The sequence below is a fragment of the Sphingobium sp. FW306-1B-F04DB genome, from assembly GCF_058781925.1.
Genome location: NZ_JBYSXE010000011.1, coordinates 65,087 through 89,600 on the forward strand (window position 1 = coordinate 65,087; position 24,514 = coordinate 89,600).

The 24,514-nt window shown below is 64.5% G+C and carries 25 protein-coding genes and 1 pseudogene; 5 read left to right on the plus strand and 21 right to left on the minus strand.

Annotated elements, in window-relative coordinates; genetic code table 11:
• Positions 1-74: 74 nt before the first annotated feature.
• The 17 genes and pseudogenes from AC3WJD_RS07940 to AC3WJD_RS08020 form a co-directional block, all read right to left on the minus strand.
• Positions 75-1,595, minus strand: coding sequence for a toprim domain-containing protein (locus tag AC3WJD_RS07940; protein WP_492746084.1), 1,521 nt, complete (start codon positions 1,593-1,595; stop codon positions 75-77).
• A 45-nt stretch (positions 1,596-1,640) separates the two neighbouring features.
• A pseudogene (locus AC3WJD_RS07945) lies at positions 1,641-1,775 on the minus strand (primase-helicase zinc-binding domain-containing protein); the annotation flags it as partial.
• Positions 1,751-1,924: a hypothetical protein gene (locus AC3WJD_RS07950; RefSeq protein ID WP_492746057.1), complete on the minus strand. Its 174-nt coding sequence runs from the start codon at positions 1,922-1,924 to the stop codon at positions 1,751-1,753. The gene AC3WJD_RS07950 and the pseudogene AC3WJD_RS07945, both read right to left, overlap by 25 nt.
• Positions 1,924-2,154 (minus strand): hypothetical protein, encoded by a 231-nt coding sequence (locus tag AC3WJD_RS07955; protein ID WP_492746058.1) that lies wholly within the window; start codon positions 2,152-2,154, stop codon positions 1,924-1,926. Before AC3WJD_RS07955 ends, AC3WJD_RS07950 begins: the two co-directional genes overlap by 1 nt.
• Positions 2,155-2,168: 14 nt before the next feature.
• Entirely contained in the window at positions 2,169-2,618 is a 450-nt protein-coding gene (locus AC3WJD_RS07960) for an N-acetylmuramoyl-L-alanine amidase (protein WP_492746059.1), read from the minus strand.
• Positions 2,619-2,629: 11 nt separating this feature from the next.
• Positions 2,630-3,013, minus strand: a complete 384-nt coding sequence (locus AC3WJD_RS07965) for a RusA family crossover junction endodeoxyribonuclease (RefSeq protein ID WP_492746060.1) — start codon at positions 3,011-3,013, stop codon at positions 2,630-2,632.
• A gap of 19 nt (positions 3,014-3,032) precedes the next feature.
• Positions 3,033-3,197 (minus strand): hypothetical protein, encoded by a 165-nt coding sequence (locus AC3WJD_RS07970; RefSeq protein WP_492746061.1) that lies wholly within the window; start codon positions 3,195-3,197, stop codon positions 3,033-3,035.
• The gene (locus tag AC3WJD_RS07975) at positions 3,194-3,874 is read right to left on the minus strand and encodes a hypothetical protein (protein WP_492746085.1); all 681 of its coding nucleotides are present in this window, start codon (positions 3,872-3,874) and stop codon (positions 3,194-3,196) included. Before AC3WJD_RS07975 ends, AC3WJD_RS07970 begins: the two co-directional genes overlap by 4 nt.
• 23 nt (positions 3,875-3,897) lie before the next feature.
• Complete coding sequence (locus tag AC3WJD_RS07980; protein WP_492746062.1) at positions 3,898-4,068, minus strand: hypothetical protein; 171 nt, start codon at positions 4,066-4,068, stop codon at positions 3,898-3,900.
• Complete coding sequence (locus tag AC3WJD_RS07985; RefSeq protein ID WP_492746063.1) at positions 4,068-5,138, minus strand: hypothetical protein; 1,071 nt, start codon at positions 5,136-5,138, stop codon at positions 4,068-4,070. The genes AC3WJD_RS07980 and AC3WJD_RS07985 overlap by 1 nt, the downstream gene beginning before the upstream one ends.
• Positions 5,135-5,419, minus strand: a complete 285-nt coding sequence (locus AC3WJD_RS07990) for a hypothetical protein (protein ID WP_492746064.1) — start codon at positions 5,417-5,419, stop codon at positions 5,135-5,137. The genes AC3WJD_RS07985 and AC3WJD_RS07990 overlap by 4 nt, the downstream gene beginning before the upstream one ends.
• A complete protein-coding gene (locus AC3WJD_RS07995; RefSeq protein WP_492746065.1) occupies positions 5,419-5,829 on the minus strand; it encodes a hypothetical protein in 411 nt (136 codons plus the stop codon). Before AC3WJD_RS07995 ends, AC3WJD_RS07990 begins: the two co-directional genes overlap by 1 nt.
• A 77-nt stretch (positions 5,830-5,906) precedes the next feature.
• On the minus strand, positions 5,907-6,569 hold the full coding sequence (locus AC3WJD_RS08000) for a hypothetical protein (RefSeq protein WP_492746066.1): 663 nt from the start codon (positions 6,567-6,569) through the stop codon (positions 5,907-5,909).
• The gene (locus tag AC3WJD_RS08005) at positions 6,566-6,787 is read right to left on the minus strand and encodes a hypothetical protein (protein ID WP_492746067.1); all 222 of its coding nucleotides are present in this window, start codon (positions 6,785-6,787) and stop codon (positions 6,566-6,568) included. Before AC3WJD_RS08005 ends, AC3WJD_RS08000 begins: the two co-directional genes overlap by 4 nt.
• Positions 6,784-7,167, minus strand: coding sequence for a DUF7448 domain-containing protein (locus AC3WJD_RS08010; protein WP_492746068.1), 384 nt, complete (start codon positions 7,165-7,167; stop codon positions 6,784-6,786). The genes AC3WJD_RS08005 and AC3WJD_RS08010 overlap by 4 nt, the downstream gene beginning before the upstream one ends.
• Positions 7,164-7,289, minus strand: coding sequence for a hypothetical protein (locus AC3WJD_RS08015; RefSeq protein WP_492746069.1), 126 nt, complete (start codon positions 7,287-7,289; stop codon positions 7,164-7,166). The genes AC3WJD_RS08010 and AC3WJD_RS08015 overlap by 4 nt, the downstream gene beginning before the upstream one ends.
• Before the next feature lie 91 nt (positions 7,290-7,380).
• Positions 7,381-9,849 carry a DNA-directed RNA polymerase gene (locus tag AC3WJD_RS08020; RefSeq protein ID WP_492746070.1) on the minus strand — a complete coding sequence of 823 codons (2,469 nt, stop codon included), beginning with the start codon at positions 9,847-9,849 and terminating at the stop codon, positions 7,381-7,383.
• Positions 9,850-10,378: 529 nt separating this feature from the next.
• Here AC3WJD_RS08020 and AC3WJD_RS08025 point away from each other — a divergent pair.
• Positions 10,379-11,608, plus strand: a complete 1,230-nt coding sequence (locus tag AC3WJD_RS08025) for a serine hydrolase domain-containing protein (protein WP_492746071.1) — start codon at positions 10,379-10,381, stop codon at positions 11,606-11,608.
• Between the two features lie 58 nt (positions 11,609-11,666).
• Here the strand turns inward: AC3WJD_RS08025 and AC3WJD_RS08030 are convergent, their stop codons facing one another.
• The 4 genes from AC3WJD_RS08030 to AC3WJD_RS08045 form a co-directional block, all read right to left on the minus strand.
• A complete protein-coding gene (locus AC3WJD_RS08030; RefSeq protein WP_492746072.1) occupies positions 11,667-12,419 on the minus strand; it encodes an SDR family NAD(P)-dependent oxidoreductase in 753 nt (250 codons plus the stop codon).
• Positions 12,420-12,562: 143 nt separating this feature from the next.
• Positions 12,563-15,787 (minus strand): autotransporter outer membrane beta-barrel domain-containing protein, encoded by a 3,225-nt coding sequence (locus AC3WJD_RS08035; RefSeq protein ID WP_492746073.1) that lies wholly within the window; start codon positions 15,785-15,787, stop codon positions 12,563-12,565.
• Positions 15,788-16,001: 214 nt separating this feature from the next.
• Positions 16,002-16,931: a LysR family transcriptional regulator gene (locus AC3WJD_RS08040; RefSeq protein WP_492746074.1), complete on the minus strand. Its 930-nt coding sequence runs from the start codon at positions 16,929-16,931 to the stop codon at positions 16,002-16,004.
• A 79-nt stretch (positions 16,932-17,010) separates the two neighbouring features.
• Positions 17,011-17,643 carry a TetR/AcrR family transcriptional regulator gene (locus AC3WJD_RS08045; RefSeq protein WP_492746075.1) on the minus strand — a complete coding sequence of 211 codons (633 nt, stop codon included), beginning with the start codon at positions 17,641-17,643 and terminating at the stop codon, positions 17,011-17,013.
• A gap of 136 nt (positions 17,644-17,779) precedes the next feature.
• Between AC3WJD_RS08045 and AC3WJD_RS08050 the strand changes: the two genes are divergently transcribed.
• From AC3WJD_RS08050 to AC3WJD_RS08065, 4 genes are all read left to right on the plus strand, one after another.
• Positions 17,780-18,160: a hypothetical protein gene (locus AC3WJD_RS08050; RefSeq protein ID WP_492746076.1), complete on the plus strand. Its 381-nt coding sequence runs from the start codon at positions 17,780-17,782 to the stop codon at positions 18,158-18,160.
• 23 nt (positions 18,161-18,183) lie between these two features.
• Positions 18,184-19,467 carry an efflux RND transporter periplasmic adaptor subunit gene (locus tag AC3WJD_RS08055; RefSeq protein WP_492746077.1) on the plus strand — a complete coding sequence of 428 codons (1,284 nt, stop codon included), beginning with the start codon at positions 18,184-18,186 and terminating at the stop codon, positions 19,465-19,467.
• A 61-nt stretch (positions 19,468-19,528) separates the two neighbouring features.
• On the plus strand, positions 19,529-22,693 hold the full coding sequence (locus AC3WJD_RS08060) for an efflux RND transporter permease subunit (protein WP_492746078.1): 3,165 nt from the start codon (positions 19,529-19,531) through the stop codon (positions 22,691-22,693).
• A 12-nt stretch (positions 22,694-22,705) separates the two neighbouring features.
• On the plus strand, positions 22,706-24,124 hold the full coding sequence (locus AC3WJD_RS08065; protein WP_492746079.1) for an efflux transporter outer membrane subunit: 1,419 nt from the start codon (positions 22,706-22,708) through the stop codon (positions 24,122-24,124).
• Positions 24,125-24,514: the final 390 nt, after the last annotated feature.

A 24,514-nucleotide genomic window follows, 5' to 3' on the forward strand; every position in this document is an offset into this window, starting at 1 on the left:
GCCATGTGAAACCCGGTCCGACCCCGCAGTTGGAGCGGCACGGCCTACCGGACTGGGGACAGATTTCGACCCGGTTAGAGGCTGTCATCAGTTTCATCCTTGAATTGAGAGCCGCCTTCCTCCGGCAGGGGAACCTCGAACATCAGTCCGGTCTCCTTGTCGTATCGAAGGGCGATGAAGGGCCCGACGGCATCGCCGGTGAGGCGATCCTTCAGGCCACGAACGGTGGTAGGGCAGTCCTTATCCTGCTTGTCGCGTTCCAGACCCGTCATGTAGTGGGCCCAGTAGGCAACCGAGCGTGACCCTCGGAAGTGCTTCTCGGTGATCCTGCCGCCCTCCTCGTGGCTCTTGCCGTCGGGGGTCGAAAGGTGGCTGACGAGGTGGACGGTGATCTCCAGTTCCTCGGCGAGGCCTGCCAGTTCGCACATCATCGCGTCGAGGGCGCGGCGCTCGTCGTCGACCGTCGCGACCAAGGCGGTCATGGGGTCGATGAAGAAGTCCCGAATGTCCTCAGCATGAACGAGGTAGCGAATGGTCGATTGGACCTCTTCCCAACTCCGCGAGCGCATCTTCATGGGGAACAGGAGGCCCCGGAAGGAATGACAGGCGGCGCGGTGCTCGTCCCGATTGTACTTGGTGCCGGGAACGTGGACCCGCTTCCGGATCGCCATGCCGCCGAGGGTCTTGAGGGTGTGCTTCGGTTGCTCTTCGAAGAACAGCGAGGCCACCTTGCGGGCACCGGGGGCGACGAAGGGCTTCTCGTCTTCGGGGTCGATCAGGATGCTGTGATCCTCGCCGAGGTCGGGCCGCATCGCGGTGACCATCAGCTGCTTCATCAGCGTCGACTTGCCGGAGCCGGTTCCTGATCCCCAGACATAGAGAGCCGCACGGCGGATGCCGTAGGTGCTCCGTGTCATGGTGACCCAAGGCCACGGCAGGCCCCATTCAGCGGCCTCCAGCGCGTCTTCCATGATATCGTCAAGGTCGACGATGGCTTCGGGCCTGTAGGGCCGAGCGCCCCAAACTGCGTCCACGAGCTCCTTCGACCGGCCAGCCTTGACCATCTCGTTCGCGTCCTTGAGAGGAAGCGAGGCGACGAAGGCCTTGCCGGGGGCGATCAGCGGGAGACACTCGGCCAGGGCTTTGCGTCCCGGCTCATCCTCGTCGAATAGGAACACGACCTTCTCGAACCGCTCAAGGAAGGCGAGGGCCTTCGAGATGCTCTTCTTGGCTCCGTCGGCACCGTTCGGGACCGAGACGGCAGGCCAGCTGAGGCCCATCGCCTGTGTGACGGAGATCGCGTCGATCTCGCCCTCGGTGATCACGATCATCTTGCCGCCATCGCGGCAGAGGTGCTGGCCGAAGAGCGGCAGGGCCTTCTTCAGGTCACCGAGGACCGTGAAGCACTTCTTGCCGTCTTCCTTGTAGCGCACCTTCTGGGCGACGAGGGTTCCGACTTCGTCGTAGTAGGGGGCGAGATGGCACTTGCTCCCGTGCCAATCGCCGACCTGATAGTTGAACTTCTGGCACGTCCGCTCGTCGAGCTTGCGGGCCGTGATGGCCTCGACAGTGCCGAGGATGAGGTCCTTGGACACTCGGGGCTCCTTGGGTTGGCTCGGAGCCTCCTCGCCATCCCCCGGAACGAGCGCCTTGCAGGCGTGGCAGTATTGATGCCCATCCGAGTACATCGAATTGGCATCACTGCTTCCGCAGGTCTCGCACGGGAGATGGTAGAGGAACTCGCTCTCGCTCAGGCCCTCCGCTTGACGTGCCACGAGGGCTCACGCTTCACGGGTAGGCGGGCACCGCTGGTGTCGAGACCGGCGGCTTGGAAGGCGTTGACCATCGCGTCGGTCATTGCGGTGGTCCGGAAGACCAGTTCACGAGCGATGGGGTGCGGCTTGGGCTTGTTGATGCGGGCCATTACGCGGCCTCTCGCAACTGCCACTCGCCGTAGCTGTTGCCGTTGGAGTCGTACTTGGTGACCGTGACGATCTCCATGCCCTTCGGGACGAGGTGTTTCTCTCGTCCGCGAAGACGGAAGATGGCGTCCGCGACACGGTAGCGGCCATGCTCGGCTGCGCCGGTGGCCTCGCTGATGTGTCCCTTGGCCTTCAGGGTTCGAATGGTCTTCTCGGTTGCCGAGAGGGGCATGGAAATCTCCAGTGTTACAGGTTGACGGTCTTGCTCCAGCTGCGGACGTCGAAGCTCGGGCACGCCTTGCGGACACCCGGCACATCCCGGTGGCCGAGGATTTCGGCGGTTGGGTGTTTGGCCTTCAGGGTGCGAAGGATCGCCTCGAGCGCCTTGAATTGCGCCGGAGTGAAGTTGTTCTCGCCGAGGCCGCGCTTGGCTTCGGGGGAGCCCAAGGGGGGAGCTCCGCCGACAAGGCAGACGGCGAGAGAGCGGTTGTTGATGCGGGGCTCGTGAGCACCCGGCTGATCATCCGGACGGCCCTTTTCGAGGGTACCGTCGCGCTTGATCACGTAGTGGTAGCCGATGTCGCGCCAGCCCTGTGCTCGGTGCCATGCGCGGATATCAGCCGCACCGATGTTCTCATGCTTGCCGCCTGCCGGGGTTGCCGAGCAGTGGACCGCAAGGAAGTCGATGCGGGTCAAGGGTTTGTAATTCACAGTCCTTGGATGGAGACGTCGATGCCGGGGACGGTGTCGGGCCCAGCGAAGACTTTGGTTGCGTGGAGGACGGCGACCTGAGTGTCGTCGTGCCAGAAGCGGCCATCCTTGGTGATCGCGTCGAGAGCCGCCTTGGCGTAGTTGTCGACGTCGCCCTTGGGGGTGAGCAGCTTGGTGGTCTTCGGCTTGGGACAGAAGAAAGTGAGCGTGACCTCAACAGGGCCCTCGAACTGGACCCCTTCGACGCCGAACAGGACGGCGTTCAGATGGTTCGCGGCTTCCTTCTGCCAATCCTGATAGTCCCTCGGCATGTAAGCCGAGGCGAACTTCCCGATGACGCGGAACCGGGGCCGGGGTGCGACCTTCGGTTCCACGTTCATCTGAAAGAACAGGCTGGGCTTAGAAGAGGGCAACGAAGCCCGCGCCGAGCAAGCCGCCGACCAGCGTCAGGATGGTCCCGACGGCGATCACACGGCCCCAGAGGAGAGAACGACCACTGCCGTCGTCAGCCGCCGCGAGGATCACGGCCCAGACCAGAAGGCCGAGCAAGGCACCGACGATCACAAATCGTCGTCCGTGTCGTCGCCAGCAGCCGCGCCGGTGTTGTCCGCGCCGAAGTCGTTCTGCGCGTTCTCAAGCTCGTCGCCGTCTTCCTCGGCACCGAAGCCGTAGTCGCCAGCGTCACGGTTGCCGAAGCTCACCAGCTTGATGATCTGCACGCCTTCCATGCGGAAGCTGACGCCCGACTGCTTGTCCTTCGGGGTGAAGTAGGGAGCGAGCTCGACGCCGAACTTCAGGATCGAGCCGCCGCCGATCATGGGCGGGTTGGTCAGCTTCTTGCCCTTGCCGTCGAAGTAGTCAGGCTTGCGCTTCCACGGCTTGCCGGTCTTCTTCGACACGCCCGAGGCGGTCATCTTGACCTTGAACAGGATGCGGCCAGTTTCCTCGCCGGTTTCCGGGTCTTCTTCGGCGGTGAACGGCGAGACCGTCGAGAGGTTCTTCACCAGACCGGGCTTGTTGTCGTCCTTGAGCTTCTGGACCTGAGCTTCGTGCTCGGCCTGGATCAGCGCGTCGACCTTTTCGCGGAGCTTGATGAAGTCCGGGTCATTGGCGTCGACCGCGCACTTGCTCTCAAACGAGCCCTCGGCCTTGAACTTGGTGTCGGGGGTATTCAGTTTCGGCCAGATCGCGGTGACGCGGCACGTCGTGACGTTCTTGACCGGGGAAGTGATTGCGCTCAGAAATTGTCTCCTTAACGGAACTGTTAGGCGGCGAAGGCACGGAGCGAGTTGAGGCGCTCCGCATCCTTCGTCAGGGCTTGGATCGAGAAGCCAAGGCTGTCGGCCACGGCCATCGTCTCAAGGTCGATGGTGCCGTCGGTGAGGAGGCTATTCGCAGCCTCCTCCACCAGCGTTTCGTACTGGACGTCAGGCATCAGGCCGCGACGAACACGCCCGTGTCGAATGCCGTGGGGCGGGTGTACGGAACGCATGCGGCGTACTTCGACGAGGTTACCGCACCATCGACGCTGGTGACCGTGAGGATGCCGATGCGGGTCTTGCCGACCTTGCAGTAGGCCTGCGCGGACGAGAGCGACTTGTGGTCGCTGTCCCCGGACACCTTGTCGGCATAGACGTTGCGGAAGACCGTCGTCTCGACGACCTTGTTGATCACGTCGCCGGGCGACAGGGCACCGCGAGTGGTGACGACACGACCGTCAGCAAAGCGGATTTCGAGCGCCGGTTCGGCGTAGAGCTTCGGCGAGGCGATCTTGAAGAGCAGCTGGCCGCTCGACAGCGTGCTGACGAAGGTGACCGAGCGGCCATCGCGGGTCGTGAGGGGTTTCGAGAGGTTGAGCATGGTGGTGGGTTGTTCCTTGCGATTGCGGATGATCATTGCTTGGCCGACACTGTGGTGAGCCGCGCGCCGACCCTCGGGCGTGAAGTGGCGAACGCCACGGAACTCATGGTCCGCAGGGATGCGGACGCGGATGTTCCCGCTGTTGAGCTTGCCGAGGTAGACCACCGGGGTCCCGTCGGTGAGTTCGAGGGGTTTCGAGAGGTCGAGGGTGGCCGCGATGACGTTGCGGACGGCGGGGAAGGTGTCCGCGATGAAGCGCGATCCATCCTCCTTGTACTGGAAGTTCGAGGTCCCGGCGGGGAACGTGCGTCCATTCCAATTGACTGCCGCGTCGATGCGGATTGATCGGTAACCGGGAACACTCTTCGACAACAGCGTCACCGGGGTGCCATCCGTGAGCTCCAGCGGCTTCGTCCAGTCCACCTTCGGGGCTTCCGCGACGTTGCGGACGAACCACTCATTGTGGGAGCAGTGGTCGGTGCCGTCATCGTCCCATCCGTTGTTCGTGCGGCTCGGGTCGGGACACTCCTTGGTGTAGAACCCACCCACATGGGGGGCGGCACGTCTGGAGAACGTCACCGGGACAACACGGCCCGAGGTCTTGTGGACGGCTTCCAGCGGCTTCGTGGTATCAATCTTCGTCATTTGCTGAGTTCTCCTGCGGCATAGTCGCGGATCGCATCGACATGCGGCGTGCGGTTGCGCTCTGCGTCGGCGATCTGCCGGTGGGCACGAGCGATCATTTCGTGGGGGTCGAGGTTGACCGTCTGGGCGATGATCGCCGTGGTCAGGAACAGCGCCTCGATCTGCGCTGCGGGGTCCTCCACGTCCTGCAGGACCGAAATGATCCTGAAGGAGGGCTCCCGCAGCTTCGCGACGGAACAGTTGAAGCTGATACCGTCGCGGAGCGTGTGGGCTGCTGGCATCAGTCCGCGACGAACGCGGTCGACCGGATCACGCCGCTCACGTAGGTGAGCTTGAGGACGCCAGTGCGGGTCGACATGTCGCGGCGATGCTGGGCCTCGGCCCCAGCGCGGTCGTCAAAGACCTCGCTCAGGAGAAGCCGGTTGTTCTTCACGCCGTAGACGTTGGCGAACCCGAAGGTTTCCTCGGGGACGTTGACGAGGTCGAAGGCTCCGCCAGTAGAGAAGAGGCCACGGGTGCCGTCAGCGTGATGCCAGCGATAGCCGTATTTGGGACTGTGTGAGACGACTGTGCGATCCTTACGGATGCCTTCGAGGTCGGGGATGGGCAGATCGGCGACCACGTTGGTTGCGATGATGGTCGCAGCTGCGCCGTTGCGGTACTGGACGGGCTTGTTCAGGTCGAGTTTCATGTCTTTGCTCCGGATATGAAAAGGGCCCCGAAGGGCCGAGAGGTTCTGCTGAACCGAGAGTGAGGGTTATTCGTGGGTCACCAGCTGAACGTGCTAGCGTCGAGGTAGACCTGAGCGTGCCGACGGATCACCGAGGTGACCGGGCGGGCCGGTGCGAGTGACTTGTGGGTGACCCGAGCGAAGACCCGCCAGCCACCCTTGGTCGCCTTCATGCCCCGGTGGGGCGTCTGCTGGTCCATCGTGTACCAGTGGTTGGGCTGGATACGCTGGGTCGCACGGGTCACCGGCTGAGGCGCTTGACGGCTCCGCCACTCCTGATCCCCGTAGCGGATGAAGGTGGCGATCTCCTGATGGGAGCCGGGACGCTTGTTCATGACCAACTCCTCGGCCAGGAACTCGGTCTCGGGACCGTCGCTGATCCAGAGTAGCATTGGCCGCTCGTCGCCCGTTACGAGGTCGAAGCGGAGACCGCTCTCGTCCCGAGGGACCATGTCGGTGTGCCAGTTGGGGATGCAGGGATACTGCCCGACCATCAGCATGTGGACCTTGATGTCGATCTCGTAGTCTTCCTTGCGGGAGACCGGGACGGACGCGATCAGCTTGGCCATCGACGGCATCATGCTGGCAGCTTGGTGCAGCGGGGCACGGAAGAGGCCGCAGGTTCCTGCTTCCAGATCAGTCTGCTTGAACTGAATGTCCGTCTTATCGAACATTCGCGGAGTGCGAAGGGTAAAGCTCATTCGGCGTCTTCCTTGATTGCGTCGGCTTCCTTCAGGGCTTCCGAGAGGAGCCCCTGCAGCGCTGTGGCGTCGGCCCGCAGCATCTCGAACCAGACCTGCTTGCCCGAGGCGGTGACGTAGGTGACCGTGAAGCCTTTGAGCTCACCGTCGGTCTCGTGGACTTCAATGGTGAACGGGCCGTCCTCCATCTCGACGGTGGAGTGTTCCTTGATGTTCATGATGCGGCTTCCTCGGTCTGGATGAAGCTCACGCTCTCGGAGTAGTAACCGTTCGACGACCCGTAGAAGCGGATGTCGACCCAGCCTTTGACCGTGGCGAGCTTGTAGAAGGTCCAAGTGCCGCTCTCGCCGGCATTGGGGTCATTCGCGCTGGCCTCTTCGGCGACGATGATGGGCGAACCGATCAGGTCGGCGAGGTCGCCGGTGACGCTCTCAACGTAGACGCTCTCGCAGCAGTCCTGCTCGTGGTAGAGTTTGAAGGCAGCACCGTTGTCTGCCTTGAAGACGATCTCCTCGTCGCCGATGTTCTCAGCCTTGACGAGCGTCAGGCCGACCAGCGTGTTGAAGGTTCGGTTGTTATTGTAGCGGGTCAGGCTCACGACAGCTTCTCCCGCTCGCCCTGCGCGGGCTGCAGGACGCCGCCGAAGGCGACGACGATGCCGGGGTTGTTCTCTGCCAGCTGGCGCGCGATGCGCTGCTGGGCCTCACGGGAAAGCTTCATGGTGTACTCCTTGGGATGTCCTTCGGTGGGAGAGGCTTTCACCCACCGAGAGTGAGGGTTATTCGGATCAATCGTGCGTTAAACGGAACTATCAGGCAAAAATGTACGAACTGGCGAGGACCTCATTCAGGTTGAGATCGCCTTGGGCAGGGAGCGGAGGAAGTTGATCAGCAAGCTCATCGGTCAGCTGTCCTTTCATCTCGTCGCGAAAGCGAGCGAGCACGTCGGGGGTGTATTGTTCAACGAAGGTTTCCCGGAGGATGTCGGCCAGGAGTGCAGTGTTGGCCGCGTGGGTCCCGAAGCTGTCGTGGATGACGGCGATGTGGTTGATCCCCTTCTCCTTGCAGCGGAGCGCGACGGACATGAGGTGCGCCGCGTCCATACTGTGGATGAAGTTGGGAGCCACGCCGTTGCACTGGCTTCGCTTGTCGAGGGACTTGCCCTCGAGCGAGATCAGCATCTGCACGCGCTGACCGGCCCAGTGGGTATCGACCCGCTTACCGACCGAGGACTTGTACTCCTGCAGGATCGGGAGACCCATCGGCGTCGTCCACCACAGAGGCATCTCTGCCTGTGAGGCGATCTCGGCCACCTTGCGGAGCCATTCCATCGCGGTCGATGCGGCGACCACCACCTGACTGATGGCGTCCCAGATGACGTGGGAGAGCCATACGGAGGCGTGGTAGTTGTCCGCGCCTTCGAGATGGGGCACCTCGGCGTCCCGGTCGATCTCGTTCAGGGTCTGCAGGATCATCCCCTGCATCCCGAAGCGGGTCGCCGAGTAGCTGTAGGTCATCGTCGGGCGCTTCGCGATGGTCCGCGTGACCTTGCCGTTCATCCACGGGTTGGGGATCGTGAACGTCTTGGCCTCGTCGCCCTTGCCCACCTTGTACGTGATCGTGGGTTGGGTGTCGGCGTAGGCCTGCGCCTTGGCCGCGACCTCCCGATAGACGTCCTGCGGTGTCGGCGAGATCGTGAGGTTAACGGAACTACCACCCACGCGGTCCCGAAGCATCGCGGAGAAATGTTGAAGGCCCGAGCAGGAGCCGTCGAGCGCCACCGGCAGACGGGAGACGAACTCGTCCCCCTCGGCGATGAAGCCAGCCCACTCGAAGCACGCCGCGAGGGCGCTGAACGGACTATCGGCGGTGGTCCAGAAGCGGTTGTCGTACGGGTTCTCCGCCGAGGCGAGGAGCTCGTCCGAATGCGCCCAGACCCAATCGAGACGCTCTTGGAAGGTCACCTTGTCGACCCCGAAGAGGTTGGCAATGTGAATAGTGAGCCAAATGGAACCATGCGTCCCGAGCGCCATACCATCGGCGAACTGGAGCAGAGCCTTGCCCAGATCGTCCGACTGCGGCGAGGGGCCACCGACGGGGATGGGATAGACCCGGCCACGGAAGTCGAGCTCGTGCGGGAAGAACACTCGGTCCTCCTCGGCGAACTTGCGGGCCACCCAGAGCTTCTGGTGGCAGGCGATCCGCGCGCTCACCATGCTGGCGTTCTCGGCATAGACCCGAGCGGCGCGGCTCTTCCAATCGTTCCGCGCTTCCTCGTTCGTGTCGATGTCGTGGGGCTTCGCCGGGACCTCGGCGGGTTCCGACCGAGGGAGACCGCCAATGTCACCGCCGGATTTCCACAGGACGTCCGCGACCTCGAGCACGCGGGTGTTGATGGACCACGGGGTGTCCTGAATGTGGTTCACCGAGTCGTAGACCCGGCCCAGATCGACGTTGCGAAGCTCCTCGTGGTAGGGCTGGTTGCGCTGCTTGATCAGCTTGTTGCCGGGGCGGGGGGTCAGATAGCCGCCGTACGAGGGCGACCGCCAGCGGCGCGGGCGGACCAGCATCGGCATGTTGACAGGGTCCAGCAGGGCACAGCGGGCGTTCTGGTCGTCCAACCACTTCTGCAGGGGCTCCGTGGGGCGGATGATGTAGAGCCAGCCCTTGGCGCGGGCGCTCTTCTCGATGGCGAACAGGCCAGTGGCCTCGGTCACGATCTCGGCGAGCTTGATGCCGATGCTGATCCGCTCCTGTCGACCGACCTCGACCATCACGTTCTCGGCCTCGAACAGCTTCTTGACTGCCGAGCGGCGCTGGCGGGAGTAGCCGCGCTTCTCCTGCGACTTCATGAACCCCTTGTACCCCTTGCGGTTCATCTCGCGGAATGACGAGAACTCGACGCTCTCGATCAGCGCGTTGGCGATGAGCATGGCGGTGTGCTGGAGCGAGTTGATGCCCGAGCAGGCGTTCACCATGCAGCGACCCGCGAGGTACGCGATCTCCGTCGGGTTCGACAGAAGGAGGAAGTCTGCCACGCTGTGACGGCGACCAGCCTTGCCGGAGCAGGCGTCCTCAAGGAACGCGGAGATGGCGTCGGAAGTGGGCTGGACGATCAGCTGGAGCAGCTTGCGGCCAGGAGGGAGGTTCGCTTCTTCTTCGATGGAGCCTGCCTCGACCTTCCAAGGGAGTTGGCGGGAGTTGTACCGGCTCACACCGAGCGACCGGCCCTCGTCTTCGAGGTCGATCTGGCGGCGAACGTCTTCACGGGTAATCTGCATGTAGTGCCTCTTTCGGTTCAGGAATGGGGCCCCAAGAACAGGGGCCGAGAGGTTCAGGACCGAGAGTGAGGGCTATTCCCCGCTCGCGGCCCTTGAGGTGATCCAAAGGTAAACTTGAGGTGGCGGGCTGCGCCCACCGAGAGTGAGGGCTAATCGGCGCTGGCACGGTTCCGCTGGCACACCGGCTGTCACACCGTGCGGATAACGGAACAATCGTGCCAGAACTGCGCCACGCGTGAGTGTGCTGGAGGTGTGCCATTGGCACACCCCCTGTTTTTCACGCTAAGTGGTTGAAAAGGCTCACCCGAAGTGGTGTCGGGCGCACCATTCCCTGCAAGTGGTGGTGGCTGATTTCGCCGCTCCTCGTCCCGCCAAAAAAAATAGGCACGGGCGACGAATTGAAGCGGATAGCGCTCGAGGACGACAGCACAACACGGCAAGCCTGGGCAGCACGAAAATTTCCAGTTGTCACGTAGATGAGCCCTCCGCCAAGGTGGCTCATTCACGTAACATACGGAGAAAGATCGCCATGTCGCGCCGGCTCGCTACCATACTCCTGCTTGCCGCGTCGCAGGTCGCCAGCCCGGCTGTGGCGGCCGAGCGCTCCTTCGAGGCAGCGCTGAGTGACTTTCGCAAGCTTCACCGCGCCGAAATGCAGCGCTCGGGCATTGTCGGAAGCAGCTTCTACGTCGTGCGCGACGGCAGCACCGTGGTCGCCGATCATTTGGGCGAGCAGGACGCGGAGGCACATGTCCCCGTCGATACCCAAACCATCTATCACTGGGCATCCATCACCAAGACCATGACCGGGATCGCGATCATGCAACTGCGCGATCGCGGACTGCTGACGCTGGATGATCCGATCATCCGGTACGTGCCCGAACTTGCCGCGGTACGTAACCCGTTCGGCAATACGAGCGCGATCACGCTACGCCATTTGATGAGCCACAGCGCCGGCTTCGGAGGGCCGACATGGCCCTGGCGGGACCACGACTGGCAGCCGTTCGAACCCAAGGGCTGGACGCAGCTGGCGGCAATGCTTCCCTATACCGAAGTCCAATTCCGGCCCGGCACGCGTTTCAGCTATTCCAATCCCGGCATTGTATATCTGGGCCAGGTAATCGAACGCCTTTCGGGCGAGGATTTCGAAATCTATGTGGACAAGAACATCCTGAAGCCTCTGGGCATGCACGCCAGCTATTTTGATCGCACGCCGCCGCATCTCCTGCGGTACCGATCGCACAGCTATTACATCCGCGAAGGCAAGCGCGTGCCGGCTCCGTTTGACGTCGATACCGGTGTGACCGTGTCGAACGGTGGGCTCAACGCGCCGTTGCCCGATATGGCGAAGTATCTGGCCTTCCTGCTCGGCGATCCGACGCGGCGGTCCACGTACGACCTTGTCCTGAAGCGATCCTCGCTCGAGGAGATGTGGCAGCCGCAAATCGCGGCCGGTGAGGACTTTACGCAAGGTCGAATGACAAGGACGACGCAAAGCGGCCTTTCCTTCTTCATCGACAACGGCCCGGCGGTGCGCGTTGTCGGGCACAACGGCGACCAGAATGGCTTCCGCGCCTATCTCAGCCTGTGTCCGGACCAGCGCGTCGGCAGCCTCCTCGCGTTCAATACGGAAACGCGTGCCGTGCAGAACAGCGCCTCCAACCGCTCGACCGCCGAATCGCGTATCGCGTTGGCCACCGATCGTTTGTGCGAGGCGTTGGCGAAGCCACCGACGAGGGATGTCAAAGCAAACGGCTGATCATTGAGCGAAGCATCGATCCGGCTTCCCGGCTCAGGATGGATGGCGACCGCTAAGTTCAGCCGTTGCGTGCGACCTGGAAGCCAGCGAAGGATTGCGACACCGGCATCAGCTCAATGCGGTTGACATTGAGGTGTGCGGGTTGGGTTGCGACCCAATGCAGCGTTTCCGCGATATCTTCGGCGGTCATCGGGTCAGCGCCGCCATAGAGCGCGTCGGACGCGGCCTGATCGCCGCCGGTGCGTATCACCGTGAATTCGGTTTCGACCATGCCCGGCTCGATCGAGGTGACGCGTACGCCGGTGCCGTGGAGGTCTGAGCGAAGCCCGAGCGAGAATTGCGAGACGAATGCCTTGGTGCCGCCATAGGTGTTGCCGCCGCGATAAGGGTAGGTGGCGGCGGTCGAGCTGATGTTGATGATCGCGCCCTTGCGCTCGATCAGAACGGGCAGCAGCCGATGCGTCACGGTGATGAGCCCGGTGATGTTGGTGTCGATCATCTGGCGCCACTGGGCCAGGTCGGCGTCCTGCGCGGGGCCGGTACCAAGCGCGAGGCCCGCATTGTTGATGAGCAGGTCGATATCGCGAAAGCCCGCGGGGAACGCGGCGAGGGCCGCGTCGATCGCGGCTTCGTCGCGCATGTCAAAGGCGCACGGATGCACCTTGTCGGCCCCGAGCTCCGCGACCAGGGCATCAAGCCGTTCGCGCCGGCGGCCTGTCGCGATCACCTTCCAGCCAGCGCCGACGAACCGGCGCGTTGCCGCTGCGCCAATGCCTGCCGTTGCGCCGGTGATGAGGACGGTACCGCTCATTATATTTCCCTTTCGTCAGCAGAATGCGCCGCCGGCGATGCCGGATGCGGAGCCGCATGCAGGGAAAAGACGAGCCATGCAACCATGGCCCGCGCCGGCGTTCGTGGGGGAACCGGCGCGGGCCCATGGCCCTGCCTATCGGATCAGAGGCCGATCTGCAGGGAAGCGCGGAAGGCAACCGCGGCGCGACCCTGCTGCTCCTCCGCATTGAACTCGCCGCCGATGCGGAAGCCCGCATTGCCGCCGACCAGGCGCAGCGCGCCGATCCATCCGCTCTCACGCTCTTCGCCGAGCAGGGTGAACTCCTCGCCGCCGGCAAAGTGCGCATTGGTCGCGCCCAGCGACCCGCCGATGAGCTGACGGCGACCGCCCTCGATCTCGGTGCGGAACCAGCCCGAATCAGGGTTCTGGCCGCCCCAGTCATAGGCAAGCGCCAGCGTACCCGATGCGGCGAACTCGTCGCTGGTCCGGTCGTCGACGATCAGGTTGAAGCCCGTGCCGCCATCGGTTTCGGTATAGCCGTCTTCCTTGAGCCGGTAATAGTCGAGCGATCCGGCGGGACGCAGGCTGAACCGCCCGAGCTTGATCTCATACGATGCGCCGCCCGCGGCCGAGTAAAGCATGCCGCTCCAGTCGCCCGACGCGGTGCGCGTGACGCGCGTGTCGCCCGTACCGGCGGTGAAATAGCGGCTGCCCGAAAGATCGACATAAGCGGCCGACGCACGTGCGTAGGCCCGCAGCGCTCCCCATTGGCCACGCCAGTAGGCAGCGGCCTCATACTGCCCCGCAAGCACTTCGTTGCTCGTTTCGCCGTCGCCATCTTTGCCGTTGAGATAGGCGAGCGAGACACCGAAATTGCCGGCGCCTTCGGTCACGATCTCGGCGCCGCCCGAAATGCCCCAGCCGCTGATATCGTAGGCGGCGGTGTTGCCGAGATCCTTGCTGGTCCCCCAGGCAACCTGCTGGATCCAGAAGCCCCAGCCGTCCTCGGCCTTGAAGGGACCGGTCGGATCGGCGAGTAGGCGCGCGGTCGCGCGCGAGCCCTGCGTGACCGACTCGAACACGCCACCGGCATGGTCGGGCAGCATCTGGCGAAGCTGGTGCTGGAAGCTGTCCTGATCCGCAATCGTCAGGAACGCGTCGCCCAGCGGCTTGTCCGCGCCAAGGGCGGCATAGATCGCGTCATAGGCAGCTGATTCCGAGCGGTTCAGGCCAAGCTCGTCCGCATCCTTGCGGCGGATGTTGAGCGAGATCTGCCCCGCCGTCTCGTCAGCGGTCAGCTTGCTGGCGAACATATAGGGCAGCACGGTGTCGGCGCTCGTCAGATTGGCGGCGCCCGTCAGGCCGCCTGCGCGGACGATGACGTAGTCGCCCTCGGCATCGCCTAGGCTCGACATGCGCACCAGCACCTTGGAGCCCTGTGCGAAGCTGGCATTGCCGGTAACGTTGTAGGCGGTATGCGCGCCCGTGGTGCCGTCGATGTTGACGCCGATCGCACCCGTGGCGCCGACGGCGAGCGAGGCGACCGTGGTAGCGCCCGTGCCGGTCAGGTTGAGCGCACCGCCGGCGACGTTGACCGCAAGGCCGGCGCTGTTCGTCAGCGTGCCCATGAAGCTTGCGGTGCCGGAGATCGACAGCGTGTCGGCGCCGCCGCCGAAATCAATGTTGCCCGCCTGGCTTGCGGTTCCGGCCAGTGTCACCGTGTCGGCATTGGCGCCGAACACGACATTGCCCTTGTAGATCGAATCGCCCGACAGGTTCAGGCGATTGGCGCCCGCGCCGAACCTGGTCGTGCCGGTGACCGTGCCATCCGCAATGTCGAGCAGGTCGGCGCCCGCGCCGAACAGGATGTCGCCCTTGATCGAGGGGCCGTTGCCGGTGATGACTGTCTGGCGAACGGTGGCGCCCGCGGTATTGGCGCTGAGGTCGATCGCGATCGCCTTGCCCGAGTCCGCGGCAGGCCCGTCGACAGTGATGCCGCCGGTATTTTCGATGAGCGTCAGCGTGCCCGAGCGATCGACAATCGCCGTGGCGACGCCGTCGGTGCCCGACCGCGTTGCGCGGATGAGCCCGCTGTTGCTGACCTTGGCGACATTGGCACCCGCGTCTATCGCGATTGCAGCGACGTTCGAGGTTGTGGCATTGCCGCCGGCCGCGTCGATTCGACCCGAAACCGCGAGAGTGGGCAGCGTCGCTTCGTTGCCGATCCGCAGCGCGGTGGCATTGGCGCCGTTCGAGACAGCGACGATCGTGCCTTCGACGGTCATGCCGCCTGCAATGTTGACCGCGCCGCCAAGCCCGCCGATGACCATGCCATTGGCTGCGATGTCCTTATAGACGCCACTGCCGCTGATCGCGCCCCGCATGACGATGCCGTGCCCGCTGGTGCTGCCCGAGACCGCGCCGATGGTGATGTCATCGGTTGCCGAGCCGATTAGCACCGCGGGCGCTGCGCCGATCGATGAGATTGCAGCAGCGCCTTCGGAGGCGTCGGGGATGCCGTCTTTATCCTCGTCGGTATCCTTGGGATCCTTATCTGCAGGCGGAATGTCGAACAGGATGCCGCCGGAGACATTGCCCGCAATCCGTAGCGCAGGGCCGCCCTGCAGCAGATCGTCGGCGTCGAGCTTGGAGGCGTCGGCGGGCAGCGCCGTCGAGCGGTAACCGGTCGAGGTGATGCCGCCCTGGATCAGCAGCTTGCCACCGATATCGCCGTCAAGCGCAGCGCCCACGGCGTTTGCACCGCGAACCGAGATCGAGCCCCGCAATGAGACGTCGCCCGTGACATCGTTTGCGCGAACACCATAGCTGCGATCGCCGGTGACCGCGATCGTGCCGCTGGTGTTGAGCGAGCCGGCGAGGGTGCTGTCGAGCGCGATCGCAGCCGAATCATTGCCCTCGATCGTGATCTCGCCGCTGTTGGTGATGTTGCCGGTGAAGGTGCCGCCGGGGGCGACGCGGATGCCGAAGCGGCGCGCGCCCTGCGCGAAGGTACCGTCAAGGTCGCCGTCCTTGTCGCCATCCGCCGGCGTGTAGCCTTCATCGATGATGATCTTGCCCGAATTGGTGATCGAGCCGGTCACGCCCGCATTGGCGAGAATACCCGTCGCATCGTTGGCATCGGTGATCTGGATCGTGCCTTCGTTGGTCACCTTGTTGTTGCTGTCGAGCGTGATCGCGGTGCCCGAGGTGGGCTTCACGGTTCCGGCGGCCGCAACGCGGACGTCGTCGCGCGCGCCATTGGCGGCGGTCGAGGTGCGATAGGGGGTGGTCACCGAGGTGCTGACGACGGTCTCCGCGAAGACGGAGCCGGTGGTCGCAAGCAAGGCGACGGGAGTCAGGCAGGTGGCAGCAAGCAGGCTACGCATTGGTGGTCATGTCCTTGAGAGCGGGGAAGGGATGCGATCGCGCGGTCGCGCGATGGCGGAAGCTCCGTTGTTGAGTGCGCAAGCGAACGCGGGCGAACGTCGTGTGACGCACGCTTTGCGTCCGCGCATGCGCGGCTCTGTTATCGATATCCCCTGTTGCGGGGGGTCATGTCAGAAGCCGGCGCAGAAGGAAAATGCCGATGCCGGATAAGTGTTATTCAGCGGCGATAAGCAACAGTTCGTCGAACATCTTGCCCGCGCCCTGCTGCGAGATCAGGTCGATAAGCCACTGGGTTGCAGGGTCGCTCTGGCTGCGCGTGTGCCACATCAACCAATAGTCAAAGCCCCCCAGTTCGGGCGGCGCCGCGATCAGCTGCAGTCCCGCGTTGACGGGCACATCGTGCGCCAGGCTGGCGGGCAGCGTCAGGACCATGTCGGTGTCGTGGAGCAGCGTCTGTGCGCCTGCGAAATAGGGCGTCGTCGCGACCACATGTCGCCCGCGCCCCTGTCGTGCGAGCGCGAGCGAGACGGGATCATCGGTCTGCTCGCTGACGCTGACACTGACGTGCGGCCAGGCGAGGATGTCGTCGAGCGTGGGCGCGGTGGCGAGATGTACCAGCGGGTGATTGCGCCTGACAAGACACACGAACTCCTCGCGGCGCAGATGGCGCTCATGGACGAACATCCGATCGGGTTCGGTGCAGCTCAATACCAGATCGACCTCTCCCGTCGCGAGCCGTGCAACGACGTCGCCGATATGCGGCTTGATATTGAGCGAGACGCCGGGTGCGGCTGCCATGATCGCGGGCATCGCGGGCCTGAGCACCGAGAGCACGCCATAATCGGCCGCGATGATCTCGAAGCGGCGGCGGAGCGTATCAAGCTCGATCTGGGGCGGGCTGATGAGGCGCTCGGCTTCATGCAGCCATTGCTGCACTGGGCCGATCAACTCCTCCGCGCGGCGCGTGAGCAACATTCCGCCGCGGGTACGGACGAGTAGAGGGTCGCCGAAGACCTGCCGGAGCTCGGCCAATGCGCGGCTCATGGCAGGCTGGCTCATGTCGAGTTTCTGCGCCGCGCTGGTGACACTTTTGGTGTGCAGCAGCATCGCCAGATTCCTCAGCAGATTCAGATCGAAACGCATGGTACTTTCTTGCCGGACAGGGCGGCGACCTTTCCCGCTGTGACCTGAACGCAGGATAAACGGGGAGGTGGAGCGCTAACTAGCGCTGCGACTGTTGCCCTCGCGCCACACAGGCGTCGATCAGCGTCGTCGCCGACTGGACGAGCGAGCTCGCCGGTCCCTGACTGCCGAACACGTGGTAGGTGCTGTAGGCACCCTCGATCAGCATGAGCAGCGCGTCGGCCAGTCCTTCGGGGTCACGCGTGTCGAGGCGCCGTGTCATGTCGAGCAGCCGCTTGCGCGTTTCGACCTTGCACGATTCGGCCGTCGTACGTCCGGGATAACCGGGTTCGGGGAATTCGATCGCGGTGTTGGACATGGGGCAGCCGCGAAAGTCGGGCTGCTGAATCTGGTCCGCATAGTGTCGCACAAATGCGTCGATCTGCGCGCGGGGGTCTTCGCCTGCTGCTGCGATCGCTGCGTCGATCTGAGCCCATGCCTCCTGCGCATATTTGTCGAGACACGCGGTGACGAGTTCGTCCTTCGAGGCGAAGCTGCGATAGAGACTCGGTTTGGTCACCCCCGCCTGGCTGACGATCTCGTCAACGCCAACGGCGCGGATGCCGCGCTGATAGAACAGCTCCTGTGCGGTTTCAAATACGCGCTGTGCCGCGTTTTTCCGCGGTTCCAGCACCTCCCCTTTGCACCCTGACAGCTTTTCTTTGGCCTTCATGTGCGGTTCATCCAAAAGTTTCGCTTGACGAAATGTAACTGAACGGTACGTAACACATCAGAACGTACCTGTCAGTAACATTATCATCCACTGATTCGGTCACGTCAACGGCAATAGCAGAACAGGGAGTTTTCGGATGGCATATCGTGCCTTCGATGAAGGGCTTTTTGCGCCCGTCGCACATGCTCGGCCCGTTAGCGCTGCACCGGCCGCCGCCGCCGTGCCTTTCGACGAGCTCGAATTGCGGGTGATCGCGCTGTCCCGGACGGAGCAGGCGTGGAGCCTTGAGCCGCCGTCGCGCGTCGGCGCCTTCTTCGAAGCGCTGTTCGCGGTCAAGCGGGCCAATCCGCTCGCCGACCCCCGGCTCGAGGCGCTTCGGCGCTTCGCAATTCTTGCTCGCACCGCAGGCGATCGTCTCGCCGACTCTGAAGTCAACGCCTTTCTGCGCGCGGGCTTCGACCGTGTGCAGGCGGCATGGCTCAGACATGGCGCCCGCGCCGCATCCTACGCCCGCTAAGACGGGCCAGAGGAGGGATCATCATGTATCAGAATTTCATCAAGGTCGACGAGCAGGTCGACGCGTCCGCTGATTCCAGTTCCGAGGGCCGTCCCGCCTGGCGTCGACTGTCGCGCCGCGCCAAGGGCGGCATCGCTGCGGTTTCGCTTGGCGTGCTGGCACTGGTCGGGATCAAGGGCTTTGGCGGACAGGAGGCGCACGCCGATGCGCCGCCGATGCCAACGGTGACCGTGAGCGCACCGATTCAGCGCAGTATCGTCGAATGGGACGACTATGTCGGCCGGTTCGAGGCGAGCCAGTCGGTCGAGATCCGGCCGCGCGTTTCCGGGCAGCTCCAGGCGATCCATTTCAAGGATGGCGATATCGTCCGCAAGGGGCAGCTGCTGTTCACGATCGACCAGCGGCCGTTTCTGGCAGCACTGTCCGAAGCAAAGGCCCGTGCGGCCAGCGCGCAGACCCAGCTTGCGCTGGCGCGCAGCGAACTGGCACGTGCGTCGCGGCTGATCGATGACGATGCGGTGTCACAGGAAGAAGTCGACACGCTCCGCGCCGCCGCGCGTTCGGCAGAAGCCGGGGTTGCAGCGGCGCAGGCGGTCATTCGCCAGCGTGCGCTCGATGTCGAGTTCACAGAGGTGCGGGCGCCCGTCACGGGTCGGATTTCCGACCGTCGTGTCGATATCGGCAACATCGTCTCGGCGAACGAGTCGATGTTGACCACGGTGCTGGCGCAGGACCCGATCTATTTCAGCTTCGACGGATCGGAGGCGCTGTACCTCAAGTCACTGCGCGACAAGCAGGAAGGGAAGGGCTCCGAGACACAGGTCGAGATCCGCCTTCAGGACGAGTCCGGTTATAGCTGGAAGGGCAAGGTCGATTTCACCGACAACGCGATCGACCCCGGTTCGGGGACGATGCGCGGCCGTGCGGTGGTCGCCAACCCCGATTATTTCCTGGCGCCCGGCATGTTCGGCAACATGCGGCTCGCCGCGGCGGGAACGCGCGATGCGCTGTTGATCCCCGATGCGGCGGTCCAGACCGACCAGACACGCAAGGTCGTCTATGTCGTGGGCAAGGACGGCAGCGTAGCGGTCAAGCCTGTCGAGCTGGGTCCGCTGGTCAATGGCCTGCGCAGCGTGCGCTCGGGCATCGCCGCGAACGACAAGATTGTGATCTCGGGCGTCCAGTTCGCCCAGCCGGGGAGCAAGGTCGGAACGCGCCCGGGCAAGATCGAAGCGCCACAGCAGACCGCAGCGCCCAAATCCTTCTCGGCCCCGGCCGCGTCGCAGGCGACGCTCGCCGTACGCTGATCCCGAACCCGTCCGCCGCCCCGTTCCCTTGCGGGGCGGCGGGAAAGAGAGAGACACCGATATGCGCCTGAGCCATATCTTCATCGCGCGTCCCATTTTCGCGGGCGTTATCGCGGTCATCATCACCATTGTCGGCGCGATCGCCTATTTCGGGCTGCCCATCGCGCAATATCCCGACGTCGTGCCGCCCACGATCACCGTGAGCACCAGCTATCCGGGCGCCTCCGCTGAAACGGTGGCGGACACCGTAGCCGCTCCGCTGGAGCAGGAGATCAACGGCGTTGACGACATGCTCTATATCTCGAGCCAGTCGACCGGTGACGGCAAGCTGACGGTGACGGTCACCTTCAAGCTCGGCACCGATCTCGACCAGGCGCAGGTGCTCGTCCAGAACCGCGTGGCGCTCGCCGAGCCGAGGCTTCCCGAGGAAGTGCGGCGCCTCGGCGTCGTCGTGCGCAAGGCACTGCCGTCCTGGCTGATGGCCATCAACGTCTATTCGCCCGACAACTCGCTCGATCGCGCCTATGTGTCCAACTACATCCTGTCGCAGGTCCGCGACCGGCTGACCCGCGTCGATGGCATCGGCGACGTGCAGCTTTTCGGCGCGCGTGACTATGCGATGCGCGTATGGATCGATCCCGGCCGCGCGTCCGAACTGGGGCTGACCGGCGGCGAGATCGTATCGGCGCTGCGTTCGCAGAACGTGCAGGTCGCGGCGGGCACGGTGGGGCAGCCGCCCTATGACACCGGCGCCGCCTATCAGCTCAATGTCGAGACGCAGGGCCGCTTCAAAGATCCCGCAGAGTTCGGCAACATCGTGATCAAGACGGGTGCCGACGGCCAGATTACGCGCCTGCGCGACGTCGCACGCGTCGAACTGGGCGCCGAGGATTACGGCGTGAACGCCTATCTCTCGGGTCAGGACTCGCTCGTGCTCGGCATCACCCAGCGCCCCGGAACCAACGCGCTTGCCGCGGCCCAGGGCATCATGGACGAGATGGAAGCCGCCTCGAAGCAGTTCCCGAAGGGAATGGCGTACAAGGTCATCTGGAATCCCACCGAATTCATCAGCAAATCGATCGATGCGGTGCAGGAGACGCTGCTCGAGGCGGTCCTGCTCGTCGTCATAGTCATCCTGGTGTTCCTCCAGAGCTGGCGCGCGGCACTCATTCCGGTCGTCGCGATCCCCGTGTCGCTGATTGGTACCTTCGCGGTGCTGGCAGGACTCGGCTATTCGCTGAACACGCTGTCGATGTTCGGCCTGGTGCTCGCGATCGGCATCGTCGTCGACGACGCGATCGTCGTCGTCGAGAATGTCGAGCGAAACCTCGAACACGGGCTAAGTCCGCGCGAGGCTGCGCATCGCTCCATGGACGAGGTGTCGATGGCGCTGGTCGCGATCGTGCTCGTGCTGTGCGCGGTGTTCATCCCGACACTGTTCATCACCGGCATCTCGGGCCAGTTCTACCGCCAGTTCGCGGTGACGATCTCGACCGCGACGATCATCTCGCTGATCCTGTCGCTCACGCTCTCGCCCGCGCTCGCCGCGCGGCTTCTCAAGCCCAAGGCTGAGGAGGCGCCCGCGAGCGGCTGGCGGCGGATGGCGTGGGTCGGCGCGCAGCGTTTCAATGCCGGTTTCGACAGGCTCAGCGTCTGGTACGGCAACGTCACGCGCAAGCTCGTCCTGCAGCCGCGGAAGATGCTCATTACCTATGGCGGCCTGATCGCCGCGACGGTGGGGCTGTTCTGGGTGACGCCCGCGGGCTTCATTCCGCCGCAGGATCAGGGCTATGCGCTCGCGGTCTTCCAGCTTCCCGCGGGCAGCTCGATCGAGCGGACCGATGCGGTGCTGAAGAAGGGCGTCAAGAAGCTGCTCGATGTTCCCGGCGTGCAGGATGCGGTGATGTTCTCGGGCTTTGACGGGGCCTCGGGCACGCAGGCATCGAACACGGGCGCCGCCTATATCACCTTCAAGCCCTTCGAGGAGCGTGCGGGCACCGACCGTACCGAAGCCAATATCATGAACGACATGCGCGCAGCGGTGGCCGGCATCGACGAAGCGTTCGCGCTCGTCGTCCCGCCGCCGGTGATCCAGGGCATCGGTGCCGCGGGCGGTTACCGCATGCTCGTGCAGGATCGCACGGGGCAGGGGCCGCAGGCGCTGGAGAAGGTTTCGGGTGAACTGATCGGCAAGGCGAACCAGACTCCCGGCCTCGCCAACGTCTACACGCTCTACAACGCCCGGACGCCGCGCGTGTATGCGGATATCGATCGCGCCAAGGCCGATACGCTGGGTGTGCCGCCCGAGCGGGTGTTCGAGGCGCTGCAGGTCTATCTCGGCTCGTCCTACGTCAACGACTTCAACCTGCTCGGCCGCACCTATCGCGTGACCGCACAGGCGGACGCCGTCTGGCGTGACGATCCCGCGGACATTCCGCAGCTCAAGACGCGTTCCAATTCGGGGCAGATGGTGCCGATCGGTGCGGTCGCGACCTTCGAGGACAGGACGGGGCCGTATCGCGTGACGCGCTACAACCTCTTCCCCGCGGTCGAGGTCGATGGTTCGGTTGCTCCCGGCTATTCGTCGGGCCAGTCGATCGTCACGATGGAGAAGCTGGCCGAGGAGCTGCCCGCGGGTTTTGGCACCGAATGGACCGACATCGCCTTCCAGCAGAAGCTTGCCGGAAACACGGCGGCGATCGTCTTCGCCATGGCCGTCGTCTTCGTTTTTCTCGTGCTGGCGGCGCAGTTCGAAAGCCTGATCCTGCCGCTGGCGATCATCCTGATCGTGCCGATGACGCTGCTGGCCGCAATGGCGGGCGTCAACATCCGGGGGCTGGACAATAATATCCTGACCCAGATCGGCCTCGTCGTGCTGATCGGCCTGGCCGCCAAGAACGCGATCCTGATCGTGGAGTTCGCCAAGCAGGCCGAAGAACGCGGCACGGGGATCGTTGACGCGGCGGTGGAGGCTGCACGGGCCCGGCTCCGGCCGATCCTGATGACGAGCTTCGCCTTCATCCTGGGCGTGGTGCCGTTGGTGCTCGCCTCGGGGCCCGGTGCGGAGCTGCGTCAGGCGCTGGGCACCGCGGTGTTCTACGGCATGATCGGCGTCACCTTCTTCGGTCTCGTCTTTACGCCAACCTTCTATGTAGCCAGCCGGACGCTCGCCGAGCGCTTTGGCCGGCGGCGGCCGCAGCCCGAAGTGCTGCAGCCCGCAGAATAAGGGAGACAGATAATGTCCCGCATCCGTTCGACCGTACTCGGCTTTGCCAGCCTGCTCACGCTTGCCGCGTGCGCGGTCGGCCCTGACCACAGGGCACCTGCCACCCCATCGACTTCGGCCGGCGCCTTTATCGGCTCGGCGAAGCCTGTGGTGACCACCGCCGAGCCCGAGGGCGACTGGTGGCGGCTCTACAATGACCCTGTGCTCGATGCGCTGATCGAAGACGCCTTCCGGGCGAATACCGATCTGCGCGTCGCCACCGCCAATCTTGCGCGCGCCAGAGCGGTGCTGCGCGAGACCCGCGCCGGTCGTCTCCCCCAGACGACGATCGGCGCGGGCGCCAGCTATAGTCGCCTGCCGGCAGAACAGCGCGCCCCAGGCGCGCAGCGCGAGGACTGGAGCTTCGATGCCGGGCTCAACATCTCCTATGAGGTCGACCTGTTCGGCCGCGTCACTCGCTCGATCGAGGCGGCCAATGCCGATACCGATGCGGTGGCAGCGACGCGCGACGCGGTGCAGGTGGCAGTGGCCGCAGAGACCGCGCGCGCCTATGCCGACGCGGCCGCGGCCGCCGAGCGGCTTGCGGTGGCCGAGCGCACCGTCGGGCTGATCGACCAGACACTCGCCCTTACCACCAAACGCTATGAAGCGGGTCGCGGCACGCGGCTCGACGTTGCTCGCGTCACATCCCTCCGCGACCAGCAACGCGCCACGCTGCCACCGCTTCGAGCCGAGCGCGACGGGGCGTTGTTCCGCCTCGCCACGCTCACCGGTCGCGCGCCCGCCGAGCTCCCCACCCAGGCGGGCGCGCGCCGGACCACCTTGCGTCTTGATCAGCCGATCCCGGTGGGCGACGGCAGAGCGCTGCTCGCGAGACGGCCCGATATCCGCGAGGCCGAACGCCGGCTCGCGGCGGAGACCGCGCGGATCGGCGTGGCGACTGCCGATCTCTACCCGCGGATCAGCTTTGGCGGTTCGATCGGGTCGACGGGCTCGTCGATCGGCGACCTGTTCGGCGGCGGGCCGCTGCGGTGGCTGTTGGGATCGCTGCTTAGCTGGTCCTTCCCCAACCAGGAGGCCAATCGCGCGCGGATCGAGCAGGCAGAGGCAACGACGCAGGCGGCGCTCGCCAGCTTCGACGGCACCGTGCTGCGCGCGCTCGAGGAAACCGAGACCGCGCTGTCGCTCTACGCGAACGAGCTTGATCGCCGTACTGCATTGTCGGCGGCGCGCGAGCAGGCCGAAGTGGCTGCACGCATCGAGCGCGCCCGCCTGCGCGAGGGCAAGACGGACTCGCTTGCCCTGCTCGATGCCGAGCGGACGCTGGCCGGAGCCGAAGCCGACCTTGCGCTGTCCGACGCGCGCGTAGCGACCGCGCAGGTCGACCTGTTCCGGGCGCTGGGCGGGGGGTGGCAGAACCGCTCCAGCTGACAGCGCTGTAAATTTTTTTTGTTACCGGTGACACAGGGGCCATGCCGCGATGCGGCATGGCCCCTTGCATTTTCTGCATCCGGCGATTTGGGCGCAATAAAAGCGTCATATGACAGTCTTTGAAGCGTCATCTGACTCGCACAACGCCGTCATCAACCACCACTAGAGGCCGCACCCGGAGGGCGAGAAGAGGGGGCTTTGATTCGGCCGATTCTCCGCCAGCTCATTCCTCAAACCGGATAACCGGAGCATTTGCATCATGGCCTCGATCAAACGGATTAGCTCGATCTTCCTCGCGGGTTGCGCGCTGAGCACGCTGGCTGCGTGCGGCGCCGACGACGTGGCCTCGCCCGGCGATGGCGTCATCATCACGCCCACCCCCACGCCGAC